Here is a 13055-nt window from a genome sequence, read left to right on the forward strand (position 1 = left end):
CTGTATGGATCCTCGCGACCACGGTCGCGGGAGAAGGAGAGAACCGATGACGAACCCATTCGACGACGAGAACGGCCGCTTCTTCGTGCTGGTCAACGACGAGAACCAGCACTCCCTGTGGCCGACGTTCGCCGATATTCCGGTCGGGTGGACGAAGGTCTTCGGCGAGGACAGCCGCGAGGCGTGCTTGGCCTACGTCGAGGAGAACTGGACGGATCTGCGGCCCAAGAGCCTCATCGAGGCGATGGAAGCCGACGCCAAGGGCGAATGAGGGCCGTGCCGCTACCTACCGTTGGTCACAACATGGTGACCTCGGCGGTTCGGTTGGATAACCGACCCGGCTTTCATCTACCGCAAATCGGCAGTTTGGGGTAGCTGATCCGCTCGACACATGTCATACTGTGAATGTTCTGGGAGTTGCCTGGAGCGTTGCGCAAAGTTCGAGGAGCTTTCGCACCCAGTGAGGGATACGGGGTTCGCCATGATGACGCAGGTTATCGACCACGTCAGTACTCGTGCGCAGGCTACGCCGCGCCTGACCGCCGTCCGCTTCGGAGGCAAGGCGGTCTCCTACGGTGAGCTGGGCAATTCGATCGACTCCTATGCCGACGTGATGAGCCGTCACGGCATGAGCGCCGACGCGTCGCTGGTCGCCGGCATCGTGAACTCCATGCCCGCCGTCGCCGAACTGGGCGAGAAGACCGGCGCAGCCGTTTCACAGGTCATCGACTGGTTGGGCCGTGAACTGGACAGCTCCGGCGGAACCCACCTGCGCGCCGTCAGCTAGTAACTCGGCCGCCGCCGACCGCGCCTGACAAACTGGAGCGCGTGGCAAGTACCAGTCGGCCTGAGCCGACCGAAGTCCTCGTTCTCGATGATCTCATCCGTGGTGACGGGCCGTCCTATGCCGTCAACGCGCGGCCCGGCGTCGGCCTGACTTCCGCCCATCCCTGGGGATACCGCTTCAGCGGATCCGCCGGGCAGCGCTGGCGGGCAGTTCTCGCGGGGACCGGGCTGGAAGGCCGCACCATCCCGGCCGACCGAGTGCTGCGCTACGCGGTGTTCCCCGTGTTCGACGCCGACGAGCCCGATGTTCGCGACGGATATGCCGCCACCGCCGTCGCCGTCGACCTCGTCTTCACCGACGGGACGCGGCTCTCCGATATCGGGCCGACGGATCAGCTCGGCGTGCCGATCGACGCGCGATCGCAGTACGACGCGCGGATGCTCTCGGTCGACCAGTGGTCGTCGCGGTCGGTCTCCCTGCGCGGCGCCGACGGGCGCACCGTCGAGCGGGTCGAATTGACCGCGTTCGCCCCGGCCCGCGCCGAGGCGGGGTCCGGACCGCGCCGGCAGGTCGGCTTCGTCGACCGGATCGACGTCGTCGCAGAGCGGCCCGAGGCCGTTGACCCGGTCGACTTCGTGAAGACCACGAGGGGTACCTTCTCGTCGGATCGCTTCTCCCGCGGCGGCTGTGCTCCGCTGGTGGCGGTCCCGCACGGATTCGTCTTCGGGCTTCCGATGACCGACGGCGGCAATCGGGGCTGGCCGTACTCGTATCACGAGGCGAGTCGCGTCGTGTCCAATCCCCCGCAGGACGAATCGACCGACGACGCGTCGGTCGTCCCGTTCCTGCAGGCCTTCGCGACCTCGCACATCCCGTCGCCGTGGATGGGGGACAGAGGCAGCTTCCAGGTGTTTCCGCATCCGTTGTCGCACCCCAAGCCCGATCGCGACGATCGGGCGTTGCCGTTCTCGCACGACGAGGAAGTCGATCGACCGCATCTGTACGGTGTGGTGCTCGACGACGGCGTGCACCCGCCGATCCGTGCGGAGCTGACCGCGGGCTCGCACTCGATCTGGTTGCGCGCGACCTACGGCGGCGACACCGGCTCGCTCGTCTTCGACCAGATCGACAACGACGGCCACCTCGATCTGCCGGACCCCGTGCCGGGCCAGCCGTACGTCGCGACCGGCTACGTCGACGGCCCGGGCGGGCTGACGCACGTGCCGCGCACGTACGTCCACGTCGAGGTCGACGGTCGCGTTCTCTCGGCGACGCGGTTTCCCGGCCACGAGCGCGAGGCCGTGCTCGGCGCGCTGACCGTCGGCCTGCGAGGCGACGCCCGGTCGGTGACCGTCGCCATCGGCACCTCGCACATCAGCGTCGAGCAGGCCAAGCGAAACCTGGCGACCGACCGGGAAGCGGCTATGGGTGGTCAATTGGCCGTGACAAGGGATCGAGATTCCGTGACTTCCGTGGGTGGTCGAGTGCCCGCAGGGGAACGAGACCCGGCGACTCCAATCGGTGGTCGAGTGCCCGCAGGGGATCGAGACCCGGCGACTCCAATCGGTGGTCGAGTGCCCGCGACGGAGGACCAAGAGCCGGCCGCGACTCCAATGGGTGGTCGAGTGCCCGCGACGGAGGAGCGGGTGTATCGAGACCCCGCAACCTTCGATGCCATCGCAACCCACACCCGCGACCGGTGGAACGAGCTTCTGGGCCGCCTCGACGTCGACGGCGCCACACGCGATCAGCTCACGTCGCTGTATTCGAGCCTCTACCGGGTACACCTGTACCCGAATACCGCCTCGGAGCTCACCGAGGACGGCTGGAAGTTCGCATCGCCGTTCGCCTACCGGCAGGACGTCGACGACACCCCGTCGACGACGGTACGGCGCGTCGTCGACGGTCGGCTCACCGTCACCGACGGGTTCTGGGACTCGTATCGGGCGAGCTGGCCGTTGCGCACACTGATCGCGCCGAAGCTGACCGGCGCACTCCTCGAGGGCTTCGTCGAGCACTACCGCGACGGCGGGTGGGTGAGCCGCTGGTCCGCGCCGGCGCCGGCCGACATCATGACCGGCACGTCCAGCGACGCGGTGTTCTCCGACGCGGCGGTGGCCGGGCTGGCCGGGTTCGGTGAGTTCTCCCTGCTCGACGCCTACGATTCCTGCCTGCGCAACGCCACTGTCCCGTCGCCGAGCCGTTTCGTCGGCCGCAAGGGCATGGAGCGTTCGATGTTCACCGGATACGCCGACACCGAGGCGCACGAGGGAATGTCGTGGACGATCGATGCGGCGATCAACGACGGCGCTATTGCCGCGTTCTCGGCCTATCTCGCCGCGCGGTTGCCCGACCATGAGCGGCACGCCGAGTTCGTCGCCAACGCGGACTGGTTCGCCGCGCGCGCCCAACGGTATGCGTTGATGTTCGACGCCGAGACCGGATTCTTCCGCGGCCGTGAGCCGTCGGGACGATGGCGGTCGGGACCGTTCGACCCGCGGAACTGGGGAACCGACTACACCGAGACCAACGCCTGGGGCACCCGCTTCACGGCACCGCAGGACGGGCAGGGTCTGGCCGAGCTGTACGGCGGTCGTGCTGAGCTGGAGGAGAAGCTCGACGAGTTCATGGCGCTACCGGAGACCGGGCGACCGGAGTTCATGGGCGGCTACCCGGTCGTGATCCACGAGATGCGCGAGGCGCGCGACACCCGGATGGGGATGTTGGCGCTGTCCAACCAGCCGGCGCACCACATCCCGTTCATGTACGCCTTCGCGTCGCGCCCGGGCAGCACCGCGCACGCCAAGACCCAGGCGATCGTGCGCGACGCCGTGCAGCGGCTGTTCGTCGGGTCCGACCTGGGCCAGGGCTACCCAGGCGACGAGGACAACGGGGAGATGTCGGCGTGGTACCTGTTCGCGGTGTCCGGACTGTATCCGCTGACCATCGGGAGCGGGCAGTTCGTCCTATGCGCGCCGGCGTTGCCCCGGTTGACGTGGACGCTGGAGAACGGGTCGAAGCTCGACATCATCGCGCGCGGCGACGGTATCGCCGCCGATACCCCGGTACCCGCGTCGAGCTGCTACATACAGGCCGTCCGCGTCGACGGCGAGCCATGGGAGCGCATCACCATCGAGCGCGATCGCCTCGTCGACGGCGCGGTCATCGAGTTCGAACTCGGCTCCGAGCCGTCGGGGTGGGCCGCCGGGACGGTACCGCCGTCGCTCACACCGGAGGGTGCCGCGCCGATGCCGCCAACCGACCTGACTGTGCCCGCCGCCGCCGGCGAGCGTGCGTTGGGTGGGTCGGACGCGGCCAACGCCTTCGACGATTCGTCGGGGACCGAATCGGTTGTCCTCGGCGACGGAGGATACGTCGGCTGGGACCTCGGCGCGCCGACGGTCGTCGATCATTACACACTCACCGTCGTCGAACCCGGCGAGTACTCATGGCGCTTGCAGGGTCGAGGATCCGACGGCGAGTGGTCGACGTTGAGCACCCAGCGGGCAGGATTCCGGTGGGAGCGACAGACGAGGGTATTCGCGGTGCCGCAACGACTGCCGCTGGACACCACCGACGGTCCGGTCGATCCGACGGGCACTGCCGACGGTCGGGTCGATCCGACGGGCACTGCCGACGGTCGGGTCGATCCGACGGGCACTGCCGACGGTCGGGTCGATCCGACGCGGTGGTCACCCGAGCCGATGACCGCCTACCGGCTGGTCTTCTCAACGCCTGTCGAGGTCGCGCAGCTGGAACTGCTCCGCCTGAACCGCTGATCGTGCCCACATTTTCGCCGACCGTGCCCACATTTTCGCCGACCGTGCCCGGAATCTCGCCGACTGTGCCCGGAATCCCGCCGACCGTGCCCGGAATCTCGCGGCCAAGTGCTCACTCGGCGTGGGTGGGGTGCCCAGTCGGCGTGGGTGGGGTGCCCAGTCGGCGTGGGTGGGGTGCCCAGTCGGCGTGGGTGGGGTGCCCAGTCGGCGTAGGTGAGGTGCCCAGTCGGCGTCTCAGCAGACGGTTGCGTCCTGGAACTCCATTTGCAGTCGAGAGACCGACGAGGTCATCAGCGCGTGGCTTGAGAGATCGAGGCCGCGCAGTTCGTCCGCGATCGGGTGGCTGCCGAGAATCAGCTTCGCGCCGCCGATGCGGGTGCGCACTCCGCTCGTCTCCGAGAGCTGCCACGGGGTCCGACGCGTAACCCCGTCGAGGTGGGAGTACGCCTGCAGCGTGGCGCCGCCGGACTGGTCGGGGACCGGAATGCCCGGGGTGATCGTCAAGTCGACGATCTCGTGCCCGTCCGCGCGCACGGCGCCGTGCTTGCGCGAGGAATCGTGGTCGACATCGAACTCGGCCATCGTCTTGGGGAAGCCCCAGATCCCGCGACCGGCTGCCAGGGTGAACTCGCCGTCGACCGGCAGATGGTGGATCAGGGCGCGTGCGTCGCCGCGAACCAGGGATCGCATCGACTGCAAGACCGACGCGGCGGGCTGATCGGGATCGTTCACGAGGAAGCAGACGCCGAACTCGTGATACGGGCCCAGGTCCCCGTCGATGTACTGCACGAAGACCAGCATGGCGACCGTGCGCGCCTGCCCGAACCGCCGTGGGTCCAGACTGCGCGGATTGATGACCATGGGGGTCAACCCGGTGGGCGCGATGGCGTCACGTACGGCCTCGGCCGAGGCGCTGAAGCCCGCGACGAAGCAGCGTGCGTCGCGGATGCGTACCGGCATCTCGACGGTGGTCCCGAGGACCTGGTGGGCATTGGGCACGACGACTCCAAGAAACTAGAACGTGTTCTCGTTCTTATCGTCGCATATCGAACCGCGGGCCGCGGCGAGAACCGTCGACCCTCCGACGCCGGTCAGCGGGTGCCGAGGTCTCGGGCGAGGCTCGGCCAGGTGCTGTGCAGGTCGTCTTCCCAGTAGCCCCAGGAATGGGTGCCTCCCGGGCGGGTCGTGAGCTTGAACGGGATGCGCAACGACCGCAGGCGCTGGGCCATCTCCTGCGTGCACACGTTGACGGCGGACTCGATCAGCCCGCCGACGATCGTCTGGTTGGCCAGCGTGCCGGGGTCGCCGGCGATGCCCTTGTTCTGCAGGTTCTCGTGCTTGCCCGGCGCACCGGTTCCGGTGGTCATGTAGATCTTGGTGCCGCGCAGCCGAGGCGCCTGGATGTACGGATCGTTGGCGATCCAGCCGCGACCGCCGAGCGGCCCCCACATGTTCGCGATGTTGCCCTGACCGCGGTCGATGACGAGCTTGATGTACTGCTGCCCCAGCGGATCGCTGGTCCGCGCGCAGCCGCTGAACGCCGCGACCGACCGGTAGAGCCGGGGCTTGGCGATCGCGAGGTTGAAGACCGACGTTCCCGCCATGGAGATGCCGGCGATCGCGTTGCGGCGCGTCGTCTTGAAGTGCCCGTCGATCAGCGGGGGCAGCTCCTTGGTGAGGAAGGTCTGCCACATCGGCTTGCCGATCGCGGGGTCGCGGCGGACCCAGTCGGTGTAGTAGCTGAACGCTCCGCCGACCGGGGTGACCACGTAGACGTTCTTGTTCTTGAAGTACTTCGTGTAGCTCGTCCGGGCGGCCCAGGTGGCGGAGTCCTCGCCGCCGCCCGCTCCGTTGAGCAGGTAGAGAACCGGACGCGGCTTGCTCTTGTCGCGGGGGAGGAGAACCGTCACCGGGAACGACTGTCGCATCGCCGCCGAGTAGACGATGAGCGTGTGTTCCTGCGGGCCGTCGTCATACGTGCTGACGATGCGGGACACCGGTGCGGCGTGCGCGTGGGCGGCACCGAGGGTCAGCGCCATCGCGGCCGCCAGCACGATGCCGATCAGTCGGAGTGCTCGCACGGTGTCTTCCTCCAAGGGGTTGGGGTCTCGCGGGGACTACCGATCCCGCGACGGCATACGTTACCGGGCGTTTCGCACGGTAGCCGAGTCGGTAACCTGTCCGAGACCTGTGAATCTGACGGCCGCCCCGGGCTCGGGCATCCTCGATTTGGCTGCGACCTGCAGGTTCACCTACACTTAGACGGTTGCCTGCGGCGCATCTGCGTCGCGAGTCGGCATGCGAACCCACTGGAGTCGACCGGGAAACCGGAAAACCCCAGGCAGGCGCATGTCCGGTGGTAGCAGACCGTGCGCGTCGGGTCGGAAATCCGGCGGGCTAAATAATCCAGGTCAGGAGAACCGAGTGATTCAGCAGGAATCTCGCCTGCGGGTCGCCGACAACACCGGAGCCAAGGAAATCTTGTGCATCCGTGTGCTGGGCGGCTCATCGCGGCGATACGCCGGCATCGGCGACGTCATCGTCGCCACCGTCAAGGACGCGATCCCCGGCGGCAACATCAAGAAGGGCGAGGTCGTCAAGGCCGTCATCGTCCGCACGAACAAAGAGCGTCGTCGTCCCGACGGCAGCTACATCCGCTTCGACGAGAACGCGGCCGTCATCCTCAAGGGTGACAGTGACCCGCGCGGCACCCGCATCTTCGGCCCGGTCGGGCGCGAACTGCGCGACAAGCGCTTCATGAAGATCGTTTCGCTGGCTCCGGAGGTGCTCTGACATGAAGGTGCACAAGGGCGACACCGTGATCGTCGTCTCGGGCAAGGACAAGGGCGCCAAGGGCAAGGTCATTCAGGCCTTCCCGCGGCAGCAGCGAGTCCTCGTCGAGGGCGTCAACCGCATCAAGAAGCACACCGCCGCCTCCGCTGACGAGCGCGGCGCCTCCTCCGGCGGCATCGTGACCCAGGAAGCCCCGATCCACGTGTCGAACGTGATGGTCGTGGACTCCGACGGAAACCCGACCCGCGTTGGCTACCGGACCGACGAGGAGACCGGCAAGCGCGTCCGGATTTCCCGCAAGAACGGGAAGGACATCTGAGATGACCACCTCTGAAAAAGTGCAGCCTCGCCTCAAGCTCCGCTACCGCGAGGAGATCAAGGACTCCCTGAACAAGGAGTTCGACTACGTCAACGTCATGCAGATCCCGGGCGTGGTGAAGGTCGTCGTGAACATGGGCGTCGGTGACGCCGCTCGCGACTCCAAGCTCATCAACGGCGCCGTGAGCGACCTCGAGCTGATCACCGGCCAGAAGCCGGAGATCCGTCGCGCCCGCAAGTCGATCGCGCAGTTCAAGCTCCGCGAGGGTATGCCGATCGGTGCGCGCGTCACGCTGCGCGGCGACCGCATGTGGGAGTTCCTCGACCGCCTGGTGTCGATCGCCCTCCCGCGTATCCGCGACTTCCGCGGCCTGAGCGACCGTCAGTTCGACGGCAACGGCAACTACACGTTCGGTCTCAACGAGCAGTCGATGTTCCACGAGATCAACATCGACTCGATCGATCGGCCGCGCGGTATGGACATCACCGTTGTCACGTCGGCCACCAACGACGACGAGGGTCGTGCGCTCCTGCGTGCGCTCGGCTTCCCGTTCAAAGACAACAACGCGAAGAACTGACGGTAGGGATAACCAATGGCAAAGAAGGCTCTGGTCAACAAGGCCAACAAGAAGCCCAAGTTCGCCGTGCGCGCCTACACGCGCTGCAACAAGTGCGGTCGCCCGCACTCGGTGTACCGCAAGTTCGGCCTGTGCCGTGTGTGCCTGCGCGAGATGGCGCACGCCGGCGAGCTGCCGGGCGTGCAGAAGTCCAGCTGGTGAGCTGAGACTCTCTAGTCGACGCGACGACCCCGCCTCCGGTAACCGGAGGCGGGGTCGTCGTGCTTCCGGCGATTCGAGGGCCTTGTTGTGGGCGGGCCTGCGGCGCCGATAGGTTGGCAGGGTGGAGATCACCATCATGCACGCGGTCGACGGCCGCAAGACCCTGCACCTCGACGAGTACCTCGCGACCCTCGTGACCCTCGAGTCGGAGGGCTTCCGACGGATCTGGGCGACGCAGATGCCCAACGACGGCGATGCGCTGACGGTGCTCGCCGTCGCCGGCCGCGAAGTTCCGCGGATCGAGTTCGCCACGGGCGTGCTGCCGATCCAGACGCAGCACGCGATGAAGCTCGCCCAGCAGGCGCTCACGGTCAACGCGATCACCGGCGGTCGGCTCACCCTCGGCATCGGCCTGACCCACAAGGTGGTCTCCGAGGGCATGTGGGGCATCCCGTACGAGCGCCCGCTGCGCCGCATGTCGGAGTACCTCGACGGCCTGCTGCCGCTGCTCGCCGGTGAGATGGCCGATGCCGCAGGCGAGCTGACGACGACGCGCGGGGTCATGACCCTCAGCGAGGTGCCCGCGCCCCCGGTGTACCTGGCCGCACTCGGCCCGCAGATGCTGGCACTGGCCGGTCGGCGCACGGGCGGCACCGTGACCTGGATGACCGGGCCGAAGACGTTGCGCGACCACATCGTGCCGAGCCTGCGCGCCGCCGCCGAGGAGGCGGGCCGCTCCGCGTCGGATGTGCGCACCGTGTCCTTCCTCCCGGTCGCGGTGACCGACGACGTCGAGACCTCGCGGGAGACCGCGGCCCGGCAGTTCCGGATGTACGACTCGCTCCCGTCCTACCGGACGATGCTCGACCGCGAGGGCTACGCGGGCCCGGCCGACGCAGCCATCATCGGCGACGAGAAGACGGTCGCCGCGCGTCTGCGCGAATTGGCCGACGCGGGTGTCGACGAGTACGTCGGCATCGTCTTCGACCGTGACGAGCAGGTTCGGGCCCGCACTCGCGCGCTGCTGCGCGAGCTCGACGGCGCGTAGGCTCGTGCCGGTGAGACCCGAGCCCACCGCCCCCGTTTTCGCGGACTGCCCCGTCGAGCAGGAGCCGTACACGGCCACCTACCGGGTGCGCGGCAGCGACATCGACGGCCGGATGCGGGTCCGGCTCGACGGCATCGCTCGATACCTGCAGAACATCGGCGAGGACATGATCGAGGACTCCGGGTTCTTCGACAGCGACCCGTTCTGGATCCTGCGGCGCACCGTGATCGAGGTCCGCGAGCCACTGAGCTGGCCCGGCGACGCGCGCGTCGAGCGCTGGTGCTCGGCCACCTCCAGTCGCTGGGTGTCGATGCGCCAGCGGGTGACGGGGCTGCCCGAAGCGTCGCCGTTCAACCCCGGCGACCGGCCCGCCGGGCTGGTGGAGACCGAGTCCTTCTGCATCAAGATCAACGATCAGGGGCTGCCGTCGCGGATCAGCGACGAGGCGCTCGAGGCGTTGAGCCGCGGCGTCGACGAGCAGCGCCTGCGCTGGCGGGCGATGAACCCGGCCGAGCCGGGCGAAGGCACCGTCGAAGGGCCCGGGTTCCGGTTGCGCGCCACCGATCTCGACCAGTTCAAGCACGTCAACAACACCGTTTACTGGCAGGTCGCCGAGGAGGTCCTCGCCACCCGTCCGGAACTGCTCGAGGCGCCTTACCGCGCGGTCATCGAGTTCCTGCGCCCCGTTCCGCCGGATACGCAAGTGCGCGTCCTGCGGACCGACGTCGACGACGGGTTCGATCTCTGGCTGCTACTTCCCGACGATGCGGTCGCCACCACGATCGGCCTGCGCCGGATCTGACGTCATACAGCTCAGTCGCGACAGCTCAGTCGCGCTCGAGCAGGAAGAAGTAGGTCTGGTCCGACCCGCGCTGGTCCATCGCACCGAGGACCGTCTTCTCGTCGAGTCGACGGAAGTGGTCGATCACCGGGATGTCGTCGTAGACCATCGCTGCGCTGGTGGCGCCGTGGAACTCGACGAGACGCAGGCGGGCGCGGGGCTTGGTGGTGCGCATCGCCTTGAACGCGGTCTGGCCGCCGGGCGGCAGCACGCGGGGCATCTTGGTGCCCAGGCGATTGAGGGTGTTGAACGGGATGAGCCGCGGATTCACCGCGTACAGGTCTCCCGGCTGACCGAAGAGCAGCGGGTGAACGGTGTCGGCATCGACGAACTCCTTGCCGTACCAGCCGCTGACGGCGAGCAGTCCGTCCATCTGGTGGCCGGTGGGGACCTCCGAACCGTGCCAGCGACCGATCATCTCGTCGATGGTGACCGGGGGCAGGGAGTCGAAAAGCTCATTGGCCGCAATGGCACTCAATCCCGAGCGCAGGTCTGCTGCGGTAGTCATCGTTATCCTCTCCAAACGGTCGCGTTGAACGCCGTCTGGTGCCAGCTTAGGGCTCGACTCCGGGGACCTGATCCTCGGTAGCCCGTGGGCGGCGTCCCTTGATGAGATAGAACAGCGGGAACAGGCCCGCCGAGCTGATCATGGCCAGACCCCCCGACCACAGCGCCTTCGGGCCGTTGACCTCGTCCTTCGACCGGCTGCCGAGATCGCGTAGCGCCCACGCCCGCAGGCCGGCGTCCACGGCGGCGACGCCGATCACCAGGCCCTTGGACCGCGGGGACATTTTGCTCCACTGTTTGCGTGCCATAACCCCACGGTACCGGCGGATCAGCAGCGGACCACCACATTGCCGACCTTGCGCCCGGAGTCGACCCGGCGGTGGGCGTCGGCGATGTCCTGAAGATCGAGTACCTCGTCGAGGACGACGCGGAGGGTGCCGTCGGCAACCAGTCCCAGAAGATGTGCGAAGTCCTCGGAACGTTCCGGTGCGACACCGGCTTTGACCTTCCCGCGCGCGAAGATGTTGTCGCTCAGGCTGGCGGCCGCGAGGATGGCGGTCCCGTCGTCGGTGAGCAGGCGCGGCGCCGAATGCCGGTCCAGTACTCCGACGGTATCGAGGACGACGTCGAAGCGGCGGTCGACGCGAGGCAACGGGGTGACGGTGTAGTCGATGACCTCATCGGCCCCGAGGTCGGTGACAAGTGCGGCATTGCGCCCGCTGGTCACTGCGGTGACATGCGCGCCGAGCTGCTTGGCCAGCTGGACGGCGTTGGTGCCGATCGCCCCCGAGGCTCCGTTGACCAACACGGTCTTACCCGGGCCGGTCTGCGCGACGCGGAGGAACTGCAGAGCGGCGGCGCCGCCGAACAACAGACCGGCGGCCTGCTCGTGTGTCACCGACGCCGGTTTGCGAGCCAGCTTCTTCGCCGGAGCGGCCACGTACTGCGCATGAGTGCCCATCGCCACCCCCGTCATGCCGCACACCTCGTCGCCGACCGCGAACGCGTCGACCTTGGCGCCCACGGCCTCGACGACGCCGGAGAAGACCCCGCCCAGGACCGGTCGTCGAGGCCTGCGCAGGCCGAAGACGAGCCTCGATACCCGGCCGAAGCCGTCGGGGAAGTTGGCGCCTCGGATGCGCGCGTCGCCGGAGGTGACAGCGGCGGCGTCGACCCGGACGAGTACTGCCGTGGGGGAGATGCGGGGAAGGGGGAGGTCGCGCAGCTTCACAACCTCGGGAGGTCCATATTCTTCGGCGACGGCGGCGATCATGGCTTCTCCTTACGGGTGTAAGTCTGACGGGTCGAATGCTAGCCTTACGGACGTAAGTCCGCAACCGGGGAGGGGAACGAGCAGGTGGCACGCGTTGGGCTGAGCCGCGAGAAGATCATCGACGCGGCGGTCGCGGTCGCCGACGACGGGGGGCTGGGGCAGGTCAGCATGCGCAACGTCGGACGGCAGCTCGGCGTCGAGGCGATGTCGCTCTACCACCACGTCGCCGACAAGGACGCCATGCTCGACGGGATGGTCGACTGGATCTTCACCCGGGTCGAACTCCCCGCCGACGACGACGGATGGCGCGACGGCATGGTCCGCCGCGCCGACTCGGCCCGATCGGTCCTGGCTGCACACCCATGGGCGCTCGGCCTCGTGGAATCGAGGCGGACGCCGGGGCCCGCGCTGCTGCGCCATCACGACGCGGTACTCGGGTGCCTGCGGCGCAACGGCTTCTCGGTCGCTCTGGCCCGACACGCGTTCTCCGCCATCGATTCCTACGTCTACGGCTTCGTGCTCACCGAGATGAACCTCCCGTTCAGCGACAGTGCCGACGACTTCGTTGAAGAATTCACGACCGCAACATCGATGGACGACTATCCGTACCTGGTGGAGTCGGCCGCGGCGATCATGGCCAGCAGCTTCCAGTACGGCGACGAGTACTCCTTCGGTCTGGGCCTCATCCTGGACTCCATCGCTCGGCGACTCGAGCAGGGCGGCTGACCGCGCCCGCTCGGGGCCTCCTGCGAGGCAGGTCCCGAGCGGGCGTCCGGCCTCACCGGCGACGGGCGCGCGGGGCGCGCCGGCGCTTGCGTGACCGGGCGGCCTTCCGGCGCTCGCGCCGGGGTGGTCGGGCTATCGCCGGGCCGCCCGTCGCGGTGCACTCCGCCGCCGACCGGGTCGGCGAAGCCGGCACGCCCAGGAGGG

The 13055-nt window shown here is 68.1% G+C and carries 15 protein-coding genes; 10 read left to right on the forward strand and 5 right to left on the reverse strand.

Features of this window, described 5'->3' with window-relative positions:
- Window positions 1-46: 46 nt before the first annotated feature.
- The 3 genes from GOARA_RS01530 (at window position 47) to GOARA_RS01540 (ending at window position 4566) form a co-directional block, all read left to right on the forward strand.
- Window positions 47-271 (forward strand): MbtH family protein, encoded by a 225-nt coding sequence (locus GOARA_RS01530; RefSeq protein ID WP_007320514.1) that lies wholly within the window; start codon window positions 47-49, stop codon window positions 269-271.
- Window positions 272-481: 210 nt separating this feature from the next.
- Window positions 482-787, forward strand: coding sequence for a hypothetical protein (locus tag GOARA_RS01535; protein WP_007320515.1), 306 nt, complete (start codon window positions 482-484; stop codon window positions 785-787).
- 41 nt (window positions 788-828) lie between these two features.
- Window positions 829-4566: a GH92 family glycosyl hydrolase gene (locus tag GOARA_RS01540; RefSeq protein WP_007320516.1), complete on the forward strand. Its 3738-nt coding sequence runs from the start codon at window positions 829-831 to the stop codon at window positions 4564-4566.
- 234 nt (window positions 4567-4800) lie between these two features.
- Here the strand turns inward: GOARA_RS01540 and GOARA_RS01545 are convergent, their stop codons facing one another.
- Complete coding sequence (locus GOARA_RS01545; protein ID WP_050947122.1) at window positions 4801-5526, reverse strand: acetoacetate decarboxylase family protein; 726 nt, start codon at window positions 5524-5526, stop codon at window positions 4801-4803.
- A gap of 131 nt (window positions 5527-5657) precedes the next feature.
- Window positions 5658-6605 carry an alpha/beta hydrolase gene (locus tag GOARA_RS01550; RefSeq protein ID WP_083834741.1) on the reverse strand — a complete coding sequence of 316 codons (948 nt, stop codon included), beginning with the start codon at window positions 6603-6605 and terminating at the stop codon, window positions 5658-5660.
- A gap of 385 nt (window positions 6606-6990) precedes the next feature.
- Between GOARA_RS01550 and rplN the strand changes: the two genes are divergently transcribed.
- The 6 genes from rplN to GOARA_RS01580 all read left to right on the forward strand — a co-directional run bounded on the left by rplN (window position 6991) and on the right by GOARA_RS01580 (window position 10306).
- The gene (rplN, locus tag GOARA_RS01555) at window positions 6991-7359 is read left to right on the forward strand and encodes a 50S ribosomal protein L14 (protein ID WP_007320519.1); all 369 of its coding nucleotides are present in this window, start codon (window positions 6991-6993) and stop codon (window positions 7357-7359) included.
- Window position 7360: 1 nt separating this feature from the next.
- Complete coding sequence (rplX, locus tag GOARA_RS01560) at window positions 7361-7678, forward strand: 50S ribosomal protein L24 (protein ID WP_007320520.1); 318 nt, start codon at window positions 7361-7363, stop codon at window positions 7676-7678.
- 1 nt (window position 7679) lies between these two features.
- Window positions 7680-8255 (forward strand): 50S ribosomal protein L5, encoded by a 576-nt coding sequence (rplE, locus tag GOARA_RS01565; RefSeq protein WP_007320521.1) that lies wholly within the window; start codon window positions 7680-7682, stop codon window positions 8253-8255.
- 15 nt (window positions 8256-8270) lie between these two features.
- The gene (locus tag GOARA_RS01570) at window positions 8271-8456 is read left to right on the forward strand and encodes a type Z 30S ribosomal protein S14 (protein ID WP_007319192.1); all 186 of its coding nucleotides are present in this window, start codon (window positions 8271-8273) and stop codon (window positions 8454-8456) included.
- Window positions 8457-8577: 121 nt separating this feature from the next.
- Window positions 8578-9504, forward strand: coding sequence for a TIGR03564 family F420-dependent LLM class oxidoreductase (locus GOARA_RS01575; protein ID WP_007320522.1), 927 nt, complete (start codon window positions 8578-8580; stop codon window positions 9502-9504).
- Window positions 9505-9514: 10 nt separating this feature from the next.
- A complete protein-coding gene (locus GOARA_RS01580) occupies window positions 9515-10306 on the forward strand; it encodes an acyl-[acyl-carrier-protein] thioesterase (RefSeq protein WP_007320523.1) in 792 nt (263 codons plus the stop codon).
- Window positions 10307-10331: 25 nt separating this feature from the next.
- On the opposite strand, the gene GOARA_RS01585 is transcribed toward GOARA_RS01580, so the two are convergent.
- The 3 genes from GOARA_RS01585 to GOARA_RS01595 are packed head-to-tail and all read right to left on the reverse strand — an operon-like array spanning window position 10332 to window position 12125.
- Window positions 10332-10853, reverse strand: a complete 522-nt coding sequence (locus tag GOARA_RS01585) for a DUF4334 domain-containing protein (protein WP_007320524.1) — start codon at window positions 10851-10853, stop codon at window positions 10332-10334.
- 46 nt (window positions 10854-10899) lie between these two features.
- Window positions 10900-11160 carry a hypothetical protein gene (locus tag GOARA_RS01590; protein WP_040521406.1) on the reverse strand — a complete coding sequence of 87 codons (261 nt, stop codon included), beginning with the start codon at window positions 11158-11160 and terminating at the stop codon, window positions 10900-10902.
- Window positions 11161-11180: 20 nt separating this feature from the next.
- A complete protein-coding gene (locus tag GOARA_RS01595) occupies window positions 11181-12125 on the reverse strand; it encodes an NAD(P)-dependent alcohol dehydrogenase (protein WP_007320526.1) in 945 nt (314 codons plus the stop codon).
- Window positions 12126-12209: 84 nt separating this feature from the next.
- Here GOARA_RS01595 and GOARA_RS01600 point away from each other — a divergent pair, with 84 nt between their 5' ends.
- Complete coding sequence (locus tag GOARA_RS01600; protein WP_007320527.1) at window positions 12210-12851, forward strand: TetR/AcrR family transcriptional regulator; 642 nt, start codon at window positions 12210-12212, stop codon at window positions 12849-12851.
- Window positions 12852-13055: the final 204 nt, after the last annotated feature.

The sequence above is a fragment of the Gordonia araii NBRC 100433 genome (assembly GCF_000241265.1).
GTDB lineage: Bacteria > Actinomycetota > Actinomycetes > Mycobacteriales > Mycobacteriaceae > Gordonia > Gordonia araii.

Excerpts from the sequence above, each read along its gene's own strand:
- GOARA_RS01585 (WP_007320524.1), bottom strand. The coding sequence starts at position 10,853 with ATGACTACCGCAGCAGACCTGCGCTCGGGATTGAGTGCCATTGCGGCC.
- GOARA_RS01570 (WP_007319192.1), top strand. The coding sequence starts at position 8,271 with ATGGCAAAGAAGGCTCTGGTCAACAAGGCCAACAAGAAGCCCAAGTTC.
- GOARA_RS01595 (WP_007320526.1), bottom strand. The coding sequence starts at position 12,125 with ATGATCGCCGCCGTCGCCGAAGAATATGGACCTCCCGAGGTTGTGAAG.
- GOARA_RS01530 (WP_007320514.1), top strand. The coding sequence starts at position 47 with ATGACGAACCCATTCGACGACGAGAACGGCCGCTTCTTCGTGCTGGTC.
- GOARA_RS01590 (WP_040521406.1), bottom strand. The coding sequence starts at position 11,160 with ATGGCACGCAAACAGTGGAGCAAAATGTCCCCGCGGTCCAAGGGCCTG.
- GOARA_RS01545 (WP_050947122.1), bottom strand. The coding sequence starts at position 5,526 with ATGCCGGTACGCATCCGCGACGCACGCTGCTTCGTCGCGGGCTTCAGC.
- GOARA_RS01535 (WP_007320515.1), top strand. The coding sequence starts at position 482 with ATGATGACGCAGGTTATCGACCACGTCAGTACTCGTGCGCAGGCTACG.
- rplX (WP_007320520.1), top strand. The coding sequence starts at position 7,361 with ATGAAGGTGCACAAGGGCGACACCGTGATCGTCGTCTCGGGCAAGGAC.
- GOARA_RS01550 (WP_083834741.1), bottom strand. The coding sequence starts at position 6,605 with ATGGCGCTGACCCTCGGTGCCGCCCACGCGCACGCCGCACCGGTGTCC.
- rplE (WP_007320521.1), top strand. The coding sequence starts at position 7,680 with ATGACCACCTCTGAAAAAGTGCAGCCTCGCCTCAAGCTCCGCTACCGC.